This is a genomic window from Streptomyces sp. NPDC027672 (genome assembly GCF_055566335.1).
Window position 1 is genome coordinate 881,456 of sequence record NZ_JBVHSO010000002.1, and the last position, 16,256, is coordinate 897,711.

Consider the following 16,256-nt stretch of genomic DNA (forward strand, 5'->3'; position numbering starts at 1 on the left):
CCGGCCCGGGTCAGCGCGGCTGCCGTCCCGTCCCGAGTGCCTCCCGCGCCCGGGCGGCCAGCCCCTCGGCGCCGCAGGCGACGGCGAGGTCCAGGCCGCGCCGGAGTTCCGTGGCCGAGCGGGCGGCGAGGCCGTACTCGACGCGGGCCGCCGCGAGTTCGTACCGGCAGGGCGAGGCTTCCAGGCAGGTGACGGCCCGGGCGGCGAGCCGTACCGCGCGCTGTCCGGTCTCCAGCGCGGCGGCGCAGCGCAGGGCCTCGCCGAGGGCGGTGTCCGTGCCGAACCGCTCGGCCTGCCGGCGCGCGTCGGACGCGAGCCGGGCGGCGCGGGCGGGGTCCTGCCCGGCGAGGGCCCTGGCGAGGTCGACGCGCCAGGGCGCGAGGACCGGGTTGTGGCCGCCGCGGGAGGCGGCGGTCTGCCCGGCGGCCTCCAGTTCGGCGATGCCCTCCGCGGTGCGGCCGACGGCGAGCAGCAGTCGGCCGCGCACGGAGCGGGCGTCGGGCAGCACGATGGTGGACGGGTACGGGGGCGCGAAGCCGTACCGGCCCGCGACCGACCAGGCCTCCCCGACCCGGCCCCGGGCCAGCAGGGTGTCGACCAGTCCGCAGGTCGCCGACCAGTGCAACGGCAGGCGGCGGCCGACGCGTTCGGCGAGGGCCACGGCCTCGCGCAGGGCGGCCTCGGCCTCGGGCAGCCGGCCCTGCCGGCGGTAGGCGAGGCCGAGGAAGGCGTTGGCCAGGGACAGGTGGACGCCGCGCCAGCCGGCCGAGGTGTAGACGCGCCGGGCCTCGGTGAACAGGCGCTCCGCGCGTTCCAGCCGGTCGGCGTAGGCGTAGGCGCTGCCGAGCATCAGCAGCAGTTCCACGCCCCACTCCGGGTCGGTCCAGCCGAGGCCGGGCGCGAGGCGGCCGTCGACGAGGGCGCGGTCGCACAGGCCAGCCACCGCGTCGGCGCTCTCCCCGTGGGTCATGGCGTCGAAGCCGCGCAGGATGAGCAGGGCGCGCTCGGCGTTGTCACGGCCGGTGCAGGTGTCCGCGAGTGCGGCGAGGCGCCGGGAGCGGGCCGGGGCGGCGGTCTCGCCGTGGATGCCCTCCCACATGAACCGGAACGCCTCCAGCCGCAGCCGCACCGGGCCGGCCGGGTGCCGGGCGGCCTCGGCCCCGACCGTGCGGACGGCCTCCTCCAACTGGTCGTTGTGGAGCAGCGCCTGGGAGAGGCGGACGACGGCGCCGGCCCGGTCGTCCCCGTCGAGGCCGGGCATGCCGAGCGCGCCGCGCAACTGCCCGACGGTGGCGGCGGGGTCGGTCAGGAGGGTGGCGCAGCCCAGTTCGTACAGGACGTGGGCGTGCACCTCGGGCCGGGGCGGTTCCCGCAGCGCGCGTTCCAGGCAGCGGCGGGCCGCGTCCGGCGCGCCGACGGCGAGGTGTTCGCGGGCGGCCTCGCGCAGTTGGCCGACGAGTTCCTCGTCGTCGTCCGGGTGCACCTTCAGCAGGTGCCGCGCGGCCTCGGCGGCGCCGCGGCCGAGCCGGGTGACGAGCCGGGCGGCGACGCCGTGCATGGCGGTGCGCACGCCGGCCGGTATGGACTGGTAGACGGCCTCGGCGATGAGCGGGTGGACGAACTCCAGCTCGTCGGGGCCCGGTCCGGTGCCCGGGCCGGGCCGGGTGAGGACGCGGGCGCCGCACAGCAGGTCGGCGCAGCCGTGGGCGAGACGGTCGTCCATGGTGGCGAGGCGGGCGACCATGTCGACGGTGATGCCGGTGCCGAGGATGGCGGCGGCCCAGGCGAACCGGGTGGCCTCCACGCCGAGGCCCTGGAGCCGGCCGGCCAGTCCGCCGCCCCGGGCCTCCCGGTGGAGCGCGCGCAGCTCTCCGGCCCGCTCCTCGACCGGCCGCAGTTCGCTCGCGCGCACCTTGGCGAGGAGTTCGACGGTGTCGTAGGGGTTGCCGGCGGTGACGGCCCAGACCTCGCGGCAGAACGCGTCGTCGGCGTGGCGGCCGAGGGTGGCGCGGGTGAGGCCGGCGGTGGCGTCCGGGGTGAGGGCGCCGAGGGTGTGGACCGGGTGGCCGGCGGTGGTGACGGCGTCGAGGTGGCGGGCGGCGTCCCCGCGGGCGGCGTCGGGTCTGTGGGCGACCACGAGGAGGACGGGCAGGTCGTCCAGGCGCCGGGCGAACGCGGCGAGCCAGCGCAGGGACTCGGCATCGGCCCGGTGGGCGTCGTCCAGGAGCAGCACCAGCGGCCACGCGCGGCGGGCGAGCCCGCGCACCGCGGCGACGAGTCCGTCGCACACGTACCGCGGGTCGGCGTGGTCGCCGCGCGGTGCGGCTATGCCGAGGGCGGGGCCGGCGATGTCGTACCAGTCGCCGAGGTGCGCGCGGGCCTCCTCGGGCAGCAGGGTCGGCAGCGCCGGCTGGAGCAGTTGCCGTACGACGTGGAACGGGACGGAACTCAGTGCCTCGGCGCCGCGGGCGGACCAGACGGCGCAGCCGCGGCGTTCGGCCCTGCGGCGGATCTCGGCCAGCAGCGCGGTCTTGCCGAGTCCCGCCGCGCCGCGCAGGACCAGCAGGCCGCCCGTGGCGGACCGGTCGGCGCACAGGGCGTCCAGCGCCCGCACGGCGGTGGCGATCTCGGCGTCCCGCTCCCACAGGGAAGCCGAACCGGCCACGGAGGGCCGTCCGTCCGTCATCCCGTTCCCTCCCCAGGTCACCCGAACGACGTACCGCCACCGAGCGTAGCCGTCCGGTGGCACCCCGGTGGCGGGCCGAACCGGCCGCTGCCCGGCCGGGTGAACGAGGCGGCGGGCGGGTGCCCTGGTCCCCGGCACGACCGGCGGCGCGCGCGTCGACGGCGGTACGCGTGCCGGCCACGACGCAAGTGCACGGCGCCCCGGGAGACCGGCGGGAGATACGGCGCGGACGCGGCCGGCGGCCCGGGCAGGCGACCCCGACGCGCTGTCGGACGATGCGGTCGGCGGTCCCGGCGGGTGGCCCCTGGGCGCTGTCGGACGATGCGGCCGGCAGACCGGGCAGGCGACCCCGCCGCGCTGTCGGACGATGCAGCCGACGGACCGGGCGGGCGACCCCGGCGCACTGTCGGACGATGCAGCCGGCGAACCGAACAGGCGGGCCCCGGGCACTGTCGGGCGGTATGTCCTGGTGCGCCCGCCGGGTGGTGGCATCGGCCGGCGGATCCTCTCATCGCGCTTTCACCGTCGCCTCATACGGTGGGGGCATGACGCAGGTGACTCCTCCCGGGTGGTATCCCGACCCCGGGCAGACGAATGACGCTCCGCCCACCGAGCGCTGGTGGGACGGCGGTGCCTGGACGGACCGGACCCGGCCCGCCGGCCAGGCCGCCCCGTGGGGTCCCCCGGCGGCCGGCCCGGCGGCCGCGCCGCCCGCGGGGTTCGGCGGCCACCCGGGATATCCGGCGTATCCGGCCCAGCCGCCGGGCCGGCCGCGGCGCGGGCTGCGCACGGGCATAGCCGTCGCGGTGACGGCCGCGGTCCTGGCGAGCATCGGGGTCGGTGTGTACGCCCTCTCCAAGGACGACGGCGGCGGCGGTGACCGCGCGGGCTCGCGGCAGGGTCCGGGCGGTGACGGCGGCCGGGGCGGTGTCTCCGGCGGGACCGGCGGCGGCCCGGGCGGGACCGGCGGCTCCGGTGGGTCCGAGGGCTCGGGCGGGTCCGGTGGGTCCTCGCCGTCGCCGGGGCCGTCCGAGGCGCCGGAGGTCCAGGGCGGCGGCACGGTGCCGGACCCGGTGAACGGGATCAGCCTGCCGGTGCCGCAGGGCTGGACCGGGCAGACGATCAGCGCCGGGGCGCGGGTGACCTCCGCCCACTCCTACCCGTGCCCGGGCGACACGGCCCAGACGTGCACCGCGGGCGGCGCCTACACGGCTCCCGCCGCGGTGCTGGGCCTCGCCCAGGACACCGCCGAGAAGGTCGCGAAGGCGGACATCGCGGCCAACGCCAAGGAGTCCTACGGCGGCGCGAGTTACGGCAGCATCACCTCGCACGAGGTGCTGGCCTCGCAGGCGGTGACGGTGGCCGGCCAGAAGGGCTATCTGGTGCGCTGGAAGGCGGTCACCAGCAAGGGCGCCGACGGCTACGTCGAGTCCGTCGCCTTCCCCTCGCCCGACGACCCGCGCCGGCTCGTGGTGATCCGGTTCGGCGTGGACGTGGGGCAGGAGGTGTCCGTGATCGACGACATCCTGAAGGGCATCAAGGTCTCGTCCGGCGGCGGGAACGGCCAGGACGTCTGAGGAAGGTCCCCGGGCATCGGCCGGGACACGGATCGGCCGGGCGGGATTCCCCTCCGCTCAAGGGAAATCCCACCCGGCCGGGGGGTGCGCGCCGCCCCCGTCCCCACGGTGCGGCGCGAGCAGGTCACCGTTCAGTCATCCCGTGAACGGCGGCCTGGTTCTCCTCCCAGTCCGAGCGCGGGCAGCACGACGGCCTCCACGAAGCGGACCAGGTAGCCGGCGTCGGCGTACTGCCCGTTGAGCACGGGCCGTACACGCAGGACGCCGAACATCATGGCGGGGACGTACTCCAGGGCGGGGTGGTCGGCGCGGACCTCGCCGCGCGCCACGCCCCGGCCGAGCATCTCCTCCAGCGCGGCGATCTCCGGGTGGACCAGCGCCTCGCGCAGCGCCTGGGCCAGCTCCTGGTCCGAGGTCACCGCGTGCCCCAGCGCCTGGAGCAGCCGGGTGTCCTTGCCGGACCAGTCGCCCGCGGCCCGCGCGGCCTGGCGCAGGTCCTCGGCGAGCGATCCGGTGTCGATGCCGGCGAACCGCACCCGGCGGCTGGCGCGCAGCGCCGCGGCGACGAACTGCGGCTTGGTCTTCCACTGCCGGTAGAGCGTGGACTTGCTGCACCGGGTGGTGGCGGCGACGCCCTCCATGGTGACGGAGTCGTAGCCGCACTCCCGGATCTGTTCCAGCACGGCGTCGAAGAACTCCCGCTCACGCTCCGGCGTGATCTTGGAGCGGCGCGAGGCGACGACCGTGTCCGGTCCGTCCGCGGCCTGCGACGTCATGGCGGTGCTTCCCCTCACTCGTGCTGTCTCCAGTGTGGCGCACATCAATCGATACGTCAGTGTACCGGTACTCAGTCGTATCGGTACACTTGCGTATCGGTACGGAAGCGTATCGATGTATCACCACTGTCAGCGAAGGGGCCGGGGGATGAACGCCCGAACCGAGCCTGCGGAGGCGGAACCAGTGCCGAAGACCTCGGCACGTCCGCCTCTGATCCGTGAGTTCGTGCTGGTCGCCGGGCTCTTCCTGGTCTACAAACTCGGCCGCCGGCTGGCCGTCGGGCACACCGGGAACGCCTTCCACAACGCCCGCCGTGTGTGGGACCTGGAGCGGACCGCGCACCTGCCCCACGAGAACGCCGTGCAGTCCGCGCTGCTGCACGGCGACACCCTCGTCCACCTGGCGAACACCTACTACGCGACGGTGCACTTCCCGGCCACCCTCGCCTTCCTGGTCTGGCTGTACCTGCGCCGGCCCGCGCACTACGTGTGGGCCCGCCGGGTGCTCGCGGTGGTCACCACGGCCGCCCTGGTGCTGCCGTTCACCTTCCCGCTGGCCCCGCCGCGCATGCTGACCGGGACGGGCCTGCTGGACACCGGCCGGCTCTACGGCCCGTCCGTGTACGGCCCGCCCGCCAGCGACCACCTCTCCAACCAGTTCGCGGCGATGCCCTCGCTGCACTTCGGCTGGGCGCTGATGGTGGCGATCGGCCTGATCGCGGCCACCCGGTCCCGGTGGCGCTGGCTGTGGCTGCTGCATCCGCTGGTCACCCTGCTGGTGATCGTGGGCACGGCCAACCACTACTGGCTGGACTCGGTGGTGGCGACGGCCATGCTCGGGTGCGCCCTCGCCGCCCTCCATCCACCGCGGCGCACGCTCACCACGGCCGGACGCGGCACCGGCGCCGGCACCGGCACCGGCCGCCCGGTCACCCGGGAACCCGTCCTGGCGGGAGCGGGCCGATGAGCGCCGCCGCCCTGGCCGCCCTCGGCCTGTCGCTGGTGTCGGCCGTCGCCTACGCGCTGGCCGCCGTCGCCCAGGAACGCCTCGCCGCGCGCAGCGCCGGCACCGGTCTGCTGCGGCTGCTGGCGACCGGCGCCTGGTGGTCGGCGGTCGGGCTCAACGCCGCCGCCGCGCTGCTGCACGTCGTCGCCCTGAAGTACGGCCCCCTGACGGTCGTCCAGCCGCTGGGCGCGCTCACCCTGGTCGCCGCCGTGCCGCTGGGCGCGCGGGCGGCCGGGCGGCGGGTCAGCGCGGTGGAGTGGCGCGGTACGGCGCTCACGCTGCTGGGACTGGCCGCGCTGCTGGCCGCCGCCTCCGGTCCGGCGCCGGACCGGGTGCTGTCGCTGACCGAGGCGCTGGTGGTCGCGGGGACGACGGCCGCCGCGATCGGCCTGCTGTCCTGGCCCGGCACGCGGCCGGGCCTGCGGCACGCGACCGCGTCCGGCGTGGCCTCCGGTGTCGCCTCGGCGCTCACCCAGACGGTGACGGTGGCGGCCACGGACCGCTCCGGGCCGGTGCTGAGCACCGAGGTGGCCGTGGTGGCCGTGCTCGTCGCCGCGTTCGCCGTCGGCGGGCTGCTGCTGTCCCAGACGGCCTACCGCGGCGGCCTGGGCGCCCCGCTGGCCGTGGTCACCCTGGCCAATCCGGTGGCCGCCGCGGTGATCGGCCTGTCCCTGCTGGGGCAGGGCCTGCACGGCGGGGCCGGCGGGATGCTGCTGGCCCTGGCCGGCGCGGCGCTGGCCGCGTGGGGCGTGCTGCTGCTCACCCGGGCCGCGCCCGGGGCCGCTGCCCCACAGGAGGACGACGAGCATCCGGTGGCGGCCGTCCTGGCGCTGGAGCCGGGGACGGCCACGGCGGAGCCGGCGCTGGTGCCCCGGCAGCCGGATCAGCCGGGGCACCTCACGCCACTGTGAGCACCCGCGGGAACGACGGCGGCCGGTGCGCGGGAAGTCCCGCGCACCGGCCGCCGTCGTCTTGACCCGTCCGTCCGGGCGCGGCCCGGTCAGCCCCAGCCGCGCGCGTCCTGCTTCAGCGCGGTGTCGACCGTCAGCGCCGTCGCCACGACGAGGGTCACCAGCGGCTCGGGCAGTTGGTAGTGGATCTGCAGGACGTAGTTGTCCGCCGTCGTGAACAGCGTCTTGGCGAGGCCCTCCCAGGTCTTGGTGATCCGGGCGACCTCGTTGTCCGCGTGGTCGACGATCGCGAAGTTCCAGGCCCGCCAGTTCTCCGCCTTGATCGCGCCGACCTGCTGGCCGTTCACCATCATCGCGAAGTTGATCTTGCCGATCATGTTCTTCTGGACGATCTCGCCGACCGGCGAGCCGTCCGGGCGGGTCACGACCACCCGGGACTTGAAGATCTTCGCGGGCCGGGTCAGCAGCAGCTGCGGCTGGCCGTAGGCGTCCCGGATCTCCAGCTTGTGGGTGAGGAACTGGTCCAGGCTGGAGACGAAGCGCAGGATCTTGCGCAGCACGCCCTGCCCGACCTGGGTGACCGAACCGATCTCCCGGCCGTTCTGGTCCATGACCTTGTACTCGTTGGTCAGCTCGATGAGCTTGGCCTTCTGGTTCACGACCAGGACGGGCTCGGTGAAGAGGGTGCCGCCGCCGGGGCCGCCGGCCGCGACACCGGCCTGCTTCTGTACCTGGCGCTGCACCTTGGCGTCGCCGTGCTGCTGCTGCGGGAAAGCGGCCTGCTGCTGGGCCGGGGCCTGCTGCGGCGGAACCTGCCCGGCGGGCTGCCCGCCCGGGTTGGTGTGCTCGGTCCACTGCGCGCCGTCCCAGTAGCGGAGCGTCTGCTGCGCTCCGTGCGGATCCGGGTACCAGCCTGCAGGAGTGTTCGATTGCGTGGTCACCGGGGCACACTACCCTGCGGTGACCGGTACCTGACCAGTACGCACGGAGCGGTGTTCATCGCCCGTTCACCCCGTCGCGATCGCCGGGTCGCTGACACCGGACAGCCCGTTCTCCACGTGCCCGGCGAAGCCGCGCAGCCAGGCCGGGTCGGCCTCGGAGGTCACCGTCAGGTCGTACCAGCGCTTGCTCGCCGTGAGGGAGACGGTCCGCCGCACGGTCTCGCCGGGCCGTACCGTCACCGTGACCGGGGCGGCGCCGTAGCCGTCGGCCAGCGTCAGCCGCGCCGTGCCGGAGCCCTTGTTGGTGAAGGTGAGCGCGACGTCGTCCCCGGTGTGCCGGGCGGTGACCTCGGGTCCGGCGGTCTTGTTGCGGCCCTTGAAGACGCGCAGGAAGCCGTTGGGCCCGTGCACGGCCAGGTCGTAACGGCCGCCCGAGTACACCGAGTTCCAGGTGTCCGAGAGCGTCTTGCCGGCTTCCGTGGTGTAGGTCCAGGGGCCGTCGGTACGGCTGTCGGACGTCACCAGGAAGACCGCGCCGGCCTGGGGTCCGGAGGCGAAGGTGAGCGCGAACGTGCCCGCGGCGGTGTCCGCGGCGCCGTCCACCACCGGGGCGTACTTCAGCGGGCGGGTGGGCCGGCTGCCGGGCTCCTGGCGGGGCAGGGAGGCGGTGGCGGGCGGCTTGGGCACGTAGTCGGGGTGGCGGCCCCGGTCCGGCGGCCGGTAGCCGGCCGTGGAGGGCAGCACGACCGGGGCGGTGTCCTTGCGGGAGAAGTCGAAGGCGCTGGTCAGGTCGCCGCATATGGCGCGCCGCCAGGGCGAGATGTTGGGTTCCCGGACGCCGAAGCGGCGCTCGATGAACCGGATGACCGAGGTGTGGTCGAAGGTCTCCGAGCAGACGTAACCGCCCTTGCTCCACGGGGAGACGACCAGCATCGGCACCCGCTGGCCGAGCCCGTAGGGGCCGGCGACATGGCCGCTGTCGCCCTTGAACAGGTCGAGCGAGGGATCGACGGTCGACTTGCCCTGGGCGGCGGAGGCCGGCGGGTAGGGCGGGATGACGTGGTCGAAGAAGCCGTCGTTCTCGTCGTAGGTGATCAGCAGCGCGGTCTTCCCCCACACGTCCGGGTCGGAGGTGAGCGCGTCGAGGACCTGGGAGACGTACCAGGCGCCGTAGTTCGCGGGCCAGTTGGGGTGCTCGGTGAACGCCTCGGGGGCCACGATCCAGGAGACCTGGGGCAGCCGGCCGCCCTTGACGTCCGCCTTCAGCCGGTCGAACAGGCCCTCGCCCGTGCGGGCGTCGGTGCCGGTGCGGGCCTTGTCGTACAGCGGGTCGCCGGGCTTGGCGTTGCGGTACTGGTCGAAGTAGAGCAGCGAGTTGTCGCCGTAGGTGCCGCGGTAGGCGTCGCTGATCCAGCCCCAGGAGCCGTTCGCGTCGAGACCGTCGCCGATGTCCTGGTAGATCTTCCAGGAGACCCCGGCCTGCTCCAGGCGCTCGGGGTACGTCGTCCAGCCGTAGCCCTTCTCCTCGTTGCCGAGGACCGGGCCGCCCCCCTTGCCGTCGTTGCCGGTGTACCCCGTCCACAGGTAGTAGCGGTTGGGGTCGGTGGAACCGATGAACGAGCAGTGGTAGGCGTCGCAGACGGTGAAGGCGTCCGCCAGCGCGTAGTGGAAGGGGATGTCGTCGCGGGTCAGGTACGCCATCGTCGTCGCGGACTTGGCGGGCACCCACTTGTCGTACCTGCCGCCCGCGAAGGCGGCGTGTCCGTCGTTCCAACCGTGCGGGAGGTCCTGGAGGAAGGCCAGGCCCAGGTCGTCGGCGTCCGGGTGGAAGGGCAGGATGTCCCTGGTGCCGTCGGACTGCTTCCAGACGGACCGGCCGTTCTGGGTGACCGGACGGGGATCGCCGAAGCCGCGCACGCCGCGCAGCGAGCCGAAGTAGTGGTCGAAGGAACGGTTCTCCTGCATCAGGACGACGATGTGCTCGACGTCCTCCACCGATCCGGTGCGGTAGTGGGCGGGCAGGGCCGCCGCGCGCTGGATGCTGCCGGCCAGCGCCGAGAACGCCGTGGTGGCGCCCGCGAGCTGGAGGAAGCGCCGCCGGTTGACTTCGGACATGGGTGAGGACCCTCTCCTTCTGACGTACGGCCGTACCGGCCTGCGGGATGCCGCCGGATGACGGAAACCGCGCGGAGCGAGTGTTCCAAGAGCAGCAAACGTCAGGGAAGGGTCCGATGGCGCCGGTGTGAAACCCGGCGGTCGGTGCGGTGCGGGGGCGACCGCGCGCTCCTGGCAACGACAGAGCGCCACGCCGAGTTGACGCGGGGGGGCGGTGTCGGTGATGCGGGGCGGAGCCGGTCAGGTCTCGGTCGCGGGGACGACCGTGAGGTGGGAGCCGCCGCTCCGGGGGCGGCGGGCGCGGCGCACCGGTGCGGCGGGCCGTTCGCGCAGCACCATCGACAGCCGCCGGTAGCCGAGTTCGCGCAGCGGCAGCGGCGCCTCCTCGACGATGCGGCACTCCGTGCGCCCGCGGCGCGGGTCCGGGTGGTGCAGCAGGCGCACCGCGCCGTCCAGGCGGGTCGCGGCCTCGCCGACGGCGCGGATCCAGTGCGGCAGGCCCTGCCGGTAGGCGGCCTCCATGATCGGATCCTCGGCGATGTCCCGGCGCACGGCCTGCAGTTCGTGGTCGTGTCCGGAGGACTCCAGGGCGTCCCGGAGCTGGGCCAGCATCGGCAGGCACCAGTCCGGCTCGTGCTCGCCGAGGATCGCGCCCGCGTCCGGGTGGAACAGCACGAACCGCAGGAAGTTCTCCCCCGGCATGGCCGTCGGATGCGGACGCACGCCGCCGAAGAGCGTCTCGAACGCCCGGTTCGTCATGACCACGTTCCACTGGCGGTCCACGACCAGGGACGGACAGGACACGTTCTCCAGCAGCGCTCCGTAGTCCTGTAGGTACGCCTTGGTTTCGCCAATGTCGGGGACGGGCCGCGGTGCCGGCCGCTGCCCTCCTGCCTGATGTGCCATCGGGAGGTCACCCCTCTTGCCTCTGCGGCCTTTCACGCGGCGATGCGATCCTGCTGCCCAGGCAAGAGTCGTGTCAACTATCGTGGCATTTCATGCCGGTTGACGGCTGAAATTCGCCACAGTTGTGGCGACACCTGGATGTGGGTTCCGGACACGGGCTACGCTCCGGGAAGTTCACGGCGATCGCTCGTGAGAAGCACGGACACATCTGAAGCCCTCTAGAGACGTAGGAGTTCTGTCGGTGACGGATGGCTACGAGGATCCGGGCGCCTCGGCGACCGCCCAGCTGCCGGCCGTCGTCGCCCGCGTCACCGCGCTCGCCGACCGGCTCGGCGTACCGCACGCCGAGGTCTTCGACGTCGTGCGGCTCTCCACCGCCTGCGGGGTGCCCGAGCCGGTGGTGAGGGCCCTGCTCAGCGGTCGGCCCGCGGGCGAACCGGACGTCCAGGCCCGCTTCCTGCAACGTCTGGACCTGCTGCGCCGGACCCGGCTGAAGCCCGGCGGACGCCGCTACACCCAGCAGGAGATAGCCGACGGCGCGGGCATGTCCCGGCAGCAGGCCGGCGCCCTCATCAACGGCGACCGGCGGCCCACGATGGAGCACTGCGACGCCCTCCAGCGTTTCTTCCGGGTGCACGCCGGTTTCCTCACCGCGGAGGACCCCGAGGCCCTGGCGGGCGCGTTACAGCGTACCGAGCAGGAGCTGTTGCAGAAGCTGGCGGACCGGGAGCGGGCCGACGTGGAGGCCGTGGAGGACCCGCTGGAGCGGCTGCTCCAGGACCACGGGGTGCGCGGAATCGCCTGGCGGGCGGCGCAGTTGCCCACGGACCAGCACCGGGACAAGGTCGCGGAATGGCTGGACATGCTCCTGGAGAGCGTCAAGCGGCCCGAGTCCTGACCCGCCGGGGCGGGGAGCCGTACGGCGTGTCCGGTACGGCCGTTTCTCCCGCCGTGCCTGCGCTGAGCGGGCGAACCGGAGCCGAGCCGGACGGCATTGTCAGTGGTGGGCGGCAAGCTGGGGGTGTGCGCCGAGCTACGACGCGGTGCACGGCGCCGCAGGGCGCGTGACCGTGACGCCTACCCGGGGAGAGCCGACCGATGCCCACCGCCGTACTGACCGACCGTGAGCGCACCGCCGTCCAGGCGTACCTGCGGCTGCTCCATACGGTGCGCGCCGCCTTCGACGGACCACCGGACACCGCCCGGCCTGCCCTCGTCCCGCCCGCCGTCCTCGCCGAGGCGGACCGGGCACTGGCCCAGGCGGGACTCGCGGGCAACGAGGCGGAGTTCTTCCACCTGCTGCGCAACTGGCACCCGCCGGCCTGACGAACCCTCCGGACGGGGTCCGCCGTCACCGCCCGGGCGGGAGCGGGACGGCGGGCCGGGAGACGCCGGTGCCGATCTGGCCGGAACACGCCGGAGCGGCCCGCCTCGGCCGGGGTGCGCTCGGGCAGCGGCGCGCCGGTCGGTGCCGGCGCGGTGACCGGTCACCTGGCACGGACGGTCGCGTCCGGGCGGTCACGTCGTGACGAGGTGCACCGGTCCGCTCGGTAACCGGTCGCCCGCCCGGGCGGTCATCCGCCGGGAGGCACAATCGCGCGGCGGAGGGCGGCCGGCATGCACCGCGGACGGCTCGGGCGTACCTCGGACGGCGAAGTGCGCGTCCGGACGGCGGGCGCCGCCCCGCGAGCAACCCGTGCGCGCCCCCGACAGCGGGGCGATCAGGCGGCCGGTCCACCCGGACCGGCCGCACGTCGATCGCCGCGCCACGTAGGTCGCCACCGCGCCCGCGTCGGTCGCCGCGTACGTCGCCCCGGCGGCCCGTCCTCAGGCGGAGGGTGTCGTGGGGTGCGGGATGACCACCGATGTGGCGAGCACCCCGTCCCGTACGACCCATCGGCCCTCGAATGTCTGGAGGCGGTGGCCGCCGACCAGCGGGCCCGGGACGAGGAGTTCGGCGCTCAGGGTGCCGTACGGCTCGCCGGCGGAGTCCGCGCGCAGGGTGATGTCGGCCTCGGAGAAGTCCAGCCACTTGCGGGTGAGCGGGAACCACGCCTTGTAGACGGACTCCTTGGCGCTGAACAGCAGGCGGTCCCAGTGCACGGCGGGTGATTGCGCGGCGAGCAGGTCGAGCCGGGCGATCTCGGCGGGCAGGAACACGGACTCGCCGACACCTTCGGGCAGCGCCCCGTGCGGTTCGGCGTCGATGCCGAGGGAGGCGAGGTCGGTGGCGCGGACCAGCGCGGCGGCGCAGTAGTCCTGGCAGTGGGTCATGCTGCCGGCCAGCCCGGCCGGCCACAGCGGGGCGCCCCGCTCACCGCTGACGACGGCCTGCGGCGGCACGCCCAGCTTCTCCATGGCGCGCCGGGCGCAGCCGCGGACCGCGGCGAACTCGCGGCGCCGCTTGGCCACCGCGCGCACGACCAGCGCCTCCTCCTCCGGATAGAGCGGGGCCTGCCACAGCGGGTCGTCAGCGTGTGCCTCCACGGCCACGACCGACTCCGGGAGCAGCTCCTCGATCACCGGTCTCGACCTCCATCGGCAGGATGCGGCGCAGCCTTCCCGGGGCTTCCGGGCGCTTGCGCCATTCGCGGGGGTAGCCCACGGAGACCTCCATGAAGCGGACTCCGTCGTGCCAGGTGGTGCGCGGGATGTGCAGATGGCCGTAGACCATGGTGGCGACGCGGAACCGGCGGTGCCAGTCCGCGGTCAGCCCGGTGCCGCACCACATGGCGAACTCGGGGTGCCACAGGACCTCGGTGGGGTGCCGGTCCAGCGGGTAGTGACCGGCCAGCACGGTCGGGAGGTCCTCGGGCAGCTCGGCGAGCCGGCGCTCGGTCTCGGCGACCCGCGCCCGGCACCACGCCTCACGGGTCGGATACGGGTCGGGGTGCAGCAGGAACTCGTCGTTGCAGACGATGCCCGTGCTCTCCGCGTAGGCCAGGCCCTCCGCCTTGGTGGCGCAGCCGGCCGGCAGGAACGAGTAGTCGTACAGCAGGAACAGCGGGGCGACGACGGCCGGGCCGCCGGCGCCGCGCCACACGGGATAGGGGTCTTCGGGGGTGAGGACGCCCAGCTCGCGGCAGACCTCGACCAGGTGCTCGTAGCGGGCGACGCCGCGCAGGGTGACCGGGTCCCGGGGGTGGGTCCACAGCTCGTGGTTGCCGGGCGCCCACAACACCTTGCGGAAGCGGCGCGCGAGCGTGCCGAGCGCCCAGCGGATGTCGTCCACGGTCTCCGCGACGTCGCCGGCCACGATCAGCCAGTCGTCGTCGCTCCCGGGCCGCATCTCCTCGACGAGGGCGCGGTTCTCCGGGTAGCTGATGTGCAGGTCGCTGATGGCCAGTAGCTGTCCGGCCCCGGCCGTCGACTCCACCCCGCGCACCCCTTCCGATCATCCGATGGCACCACAACAACACATGGACCCGGCCGGGGACAAGAGGCATCCGACCGAGTGTCGGCTTCCGGAACCGGCGGCGCTCCAAAGGGTCATGGGTGATTTCGAGACGCCGTCAGGGGACGTGCGCGGACGGCTGCCCGTCCGGCTCCGGACGCGAGGGATCGCCTGGTCCACGGTAACGCGACCGCCCGGGGAAGCGCTCGTCCAGGCGGCCTCCCCGAGGGTGCCGGCCGCCCGGACGGCCGCGACACCTGGCCGGAAGGCGACGGTTCGATTGAGGAATGTACGACAGTACGAGAGTATCCGTACTGTCGTCGTATGAGCCGGGCCGCCCTGCCCACGAACCGAAGGGGCCGACCTCCATGTCCACCTCCCCCAGGCCGCACGCGCACCCGGCCGGTGCCGGCCGCGGCCGACCGGGCTGGAGCCTGGCGCTGCTGGCGCTGGCACAGCTGATCTTCTCCCTCGACCTGAACATCGTCTTCGTCGCGCTGCCCGACATCGGCTCCGACCTGGACTTCCCCGGCCAGACCCAGCAACTGGTCGTCAGCGCCTACGTGGTGTTCGCCGGCGGTTTCCTGCTGCTCGGCGGCCGGGCCGCCGACCTGCTCGGCCGGCGCCGGATCTTCGTCCTCGCGCTCGCGGTGTACGCCGTCTCGTCGCTGGCCGGCGGGCTGGCGGGCAGCCCGGCGATCATCGTCGCCGCGCGGGCGGTGCAGGGCATCGGCGGCGCCCTGCTGCTGCCGTCCACCCTGTCGCTGATCAACACCCTGTTCGAGGAGGGCCCCCGGCGCAACCGGGCGCTCGCGGTGTGGGGCGGCGCCGGGGCCAGCGGGCTGACCGTCGGCGCCCTGCTGGGCGGCCTGCTCACCCAGGCCTTCGGCTGGCCCGCCGTGTTCTTCGTCAACGTGCCGCTGGCCGGGCTCGTCGCCGTGGCCGCCGTGTTCGTCATCCCGCGCGATCCGGCGGGCAGCGCGGGCCGCCGGTTCGACCTGCCCGGCGCCCTGACCGTCACGGCCGGCGCCACCCTGCTCGTCTTCGCCCTGGTGGAGGGCCCCGAGTGGGGCTGGGCCTCCCCGGCGGTCATCGGCGCGGCCGTCGCCGCCGTGGTCTCCCTGACCGCGTTCGCCGTGATCGAGACCCGCAGCGCCGACCCGCTGATGCCCTTCCGGCTGTTCCGCAACCGCAGCCTGACCGTGGCCATCACGGTGACGTTCCTCTACATGGCCACGTTCGGCACCCTGCCGTACTTCCTGACCGTCCTGCTCCAGTCGGTGCACGGCTTCAGCGCGCTGGACACCGGGCTGGCCTTCCTCGTGCCCTCCGTCGCCATCGCCGCCGGCACCCAGCTCGGCGAGCGCATGACCACCCGGCTGGGCGCCCGCACCACGCTGATCGCGGGCTTCCTGGTGGGCGCCGTGGGCACCGCGGTCCTCGCCCTCGGCTTCGACGCCGACGCCGGGTACGCCGTGGCCGTGCCGGGACTGATCGTCTCCGGGCTGGGCCAGGGCGTGGTGTGGACCGCGATGTGGATCGCCGCCGCCACCAAGGTCGCGCCCGGCGAGCAGGGCATCGCCAACGGCATGGCCTCCACCACCCTCAACCTGGGCAACGCCATCGGGCTGGCCGTCCTCACCGCGCTCGCCGACGCCGGCACCGGCGGCAAGGCGGGCCAGGCGCTGCGGACCGCCACCGCGGACGGGGAGTTCCGCGTCGTCCTGCTCACGGCGCTCGGCATGGTCGCCGGCCTGCTGATCGCGCTGCGGCTGCCCCGCGCCCGAAGCGGCGACGCCCCCGTGGCCGGCGCGCCGGACGCGGCGGAGGACGCGGGCCTGCCCGCCGGGGTCGCGGACCGGGCGGTGCCCGGGAATCCGTGAGCCAGGCGTGGCACGGGCGGGTGGTGGATGGCCGTATGATCGCCCCGACACCAGCGCTCTC

General features: G+C 74.4%; 13 protein-coding genes. 6 read left to right on the plus strand and 7 right to left on the minus strand.

Translation table 11 applies throughout. The features are described 5' to 3' along the window. Positions 1-10: 10 nt before the first annotated feature. On the minus strand, positions 11-2,686 hold the full coding sequence (locus ACZ4SV_RS08240; protein ID WP_468002436.1) for an ATP-binding protein: 2,676 nt from the start codon (positions 2,684-2,686) through the stop codon (positions 11-13). A gap of 545 nt (positions 2,687-3,231) precedes the next feature. Between ACZ4SV_RS08240 and ACZ4SV_RS08245 the strand changes: the two genes are divergently transcribed. Next, positions 3,232-4,263 carry a DUF2510 domain-containing protein gene (locus ACZ4SV_RS08245; protein WP_468002438.1) on the plus strand — a complete coding sequence of 344 codons (1,032 nt, stop codon included), beginning with the start codon at positions 3,232-3,234 and terminating at the stop codon, positions 4,261-4,263. A gap of 131 nt (positions 4,264-4,394) precedes the next feature. Here ACZ4SV_RS08245 and ACZ4SV_RS08250 read toward each other — a convergent pair whose 3' ends face one another. Then, positions 4,395-5,039, minus strand: a complete 645-nt coding sequence (locus tag ACZ4SV_RS08250; RefSeq protein ID WP_397935604.1) for a TetR/AcrR family transcriptional regulator — start codon at positions 5,037-5,039, stop codon at positions 4,395-4,397. Between the two features lie 148 nt (positions 5,040-5,187). Between ACZ4SV_RS08250 and ACZ4SV_RS08255 the strand changes: the two genes are divergently transcribed. Further along, on the plus strand, positions 5,188-6,006 hold the full coding sequence (locus ACZ4SV_RS08255; RefSeq protein WP_365876454.1) for a phosphatase PAP2 family protein: 819 nt from the start codon (positions 5,188-5,190) through the stop codon (positions 6,004-6,006). Beyond that, positions 6,003-6,956, plus strand: a complete 954-nt coding sequence (locus ACZ4SV_RS08260) for a hypothetical protein (protein WP_468002441.1) — start codon at positions 6,003-6,005, stop codon at positions 6,954-6,956. The genes ACZ4SV_RS08255 and ACZ4SV_RS08260 overlap by 4 nt, the downstream gene beginning before the upstream one ends. 89 nt (positions 6,957-7,045) lie before the next feature. Here ACZ4SV_RS08260 and ACZ4SV_RS08265 read toward each other — a convergent pair whose 3' ends face one another. From ACZ4SV_RS08265 to ACZ4SV_RS08275, 3 genes are all read right to left on the minus strand, one after another. After that, positions 7,046-7,897 carry an LURP-one-related family protein gene (locus ACZ4SV_RS08265; protein ID WP_365881442.1) on the minus strand — a complete coding sequence of 284 codons (852 nt, stop codon included), beginning with the start codon at positions 7,895-7,897 and terminating at the stop codon, positions 7,046-7,048. Positions 7,898-7,963: 66 nt separating this feature from the next. Further along, the gene (locus ACZ4SV_RS08270) at positions 7,964-10,012 is read right to left on the minus strand and encodes a phosphocholine-specific phospholipase C (RefSeq protein ID WP_468002444.1); all 2,049 of its coding nucleotides are present in this window, start codon (positions 10,010-10,012) and stop codon (positions 7,964-7,966) included. A 240-nt stretch (positions 10,013-10,252) separates the two neighbouring features. Next, positions 10,253-10,918, minus strand: a complete 666-nt coding sequence (locus ACZ4SV_RS08275) for an MmyB family transcriptional regulator (RefSeq protein WP_365881446.1) — start codon at positions 10,916-10,918, stop codon at positions 10,253-10,255. 241 nt (positions 10,919-11,159) lie between these two features. Here ACZ4SV_RS08275 and ACZ4SV_RS08280 point away from each other — a divergent pair, with 241 nt between their 5' ends. Both ACZ4SV_RS08280 and ACZ4SV_RS08285 read left to right on the plus strand, forming a co-directional pair. After that, on the plus strand, positions 11,160-11,816 hold the full coding sequence (locus ACZ4SV_RS08280; RefSeq protein WP_365881448.1) for a helix-turn-helix domain-containing protein: 657 nt from the start codon (positions 11,160-11,162) through the stop codon (positions 11,814-11,816). A gap of 200 nt (positions 11,817-12,016) precedes the next feature. Then, entirely contained in the window at positions 12,017-12,244 is a 228-nt protein-coding gene (locus tag ACZ4SV_RS08285) for a hypothetical protein (protein ID WP_468002446.1), read from the plus strand. 501 nt (positions 12,245-12,745) lie between these two features. On the opposite strand, the gene ACZ4SV_RS08290 is transcribed toward ACZ4SV_RS08285, so the two are convergent. Then, positions 12,746-13,441, minus strand: coding sequence for a 4'-phosphopantetheinyl transferase family protein (locus ACZ4SV_RS08290; RefSeq protein WP_468002448.1), 696 nt, complete (start codon positions 13,439-13,441; stop codon positions 12,746-12,748). Beyond that, a complete protein-coding gene (locus ACZ4SV_RS08295) occupies positions 13,389-14,294 on the minus strand; it encodes a metallophosphoesterase family protein (RefSeq protein ID WP_365881453.1) in 906 nt (301 codons plus the stop codon). Before ACZ4SV_RS08295 ends, ACZ4SV_RS08290 begins: the two co-directional genes overlap by 53 nt. A gap of 386 nt (positions 14,295-14,680) precedes the next feature. Here ACZ4SV_RS08295 and ACZ4SV_RS08300 point away from each other — a divergent pair, with 386 nt between their 5' ends. Beyond that, on the plus strand, positions 14,681-16,195 hold the full coding sequence (locus ACZ4SV_RS08300) for an MFS transporter (RefSeq protein WP_468002451.1): 1,515 nt from the start codon (positions 14,681-14,683) through the stop codon (positions 16,193-16,195). Positions 16,196-16,256: the final 61 nt, after the last annotated feature.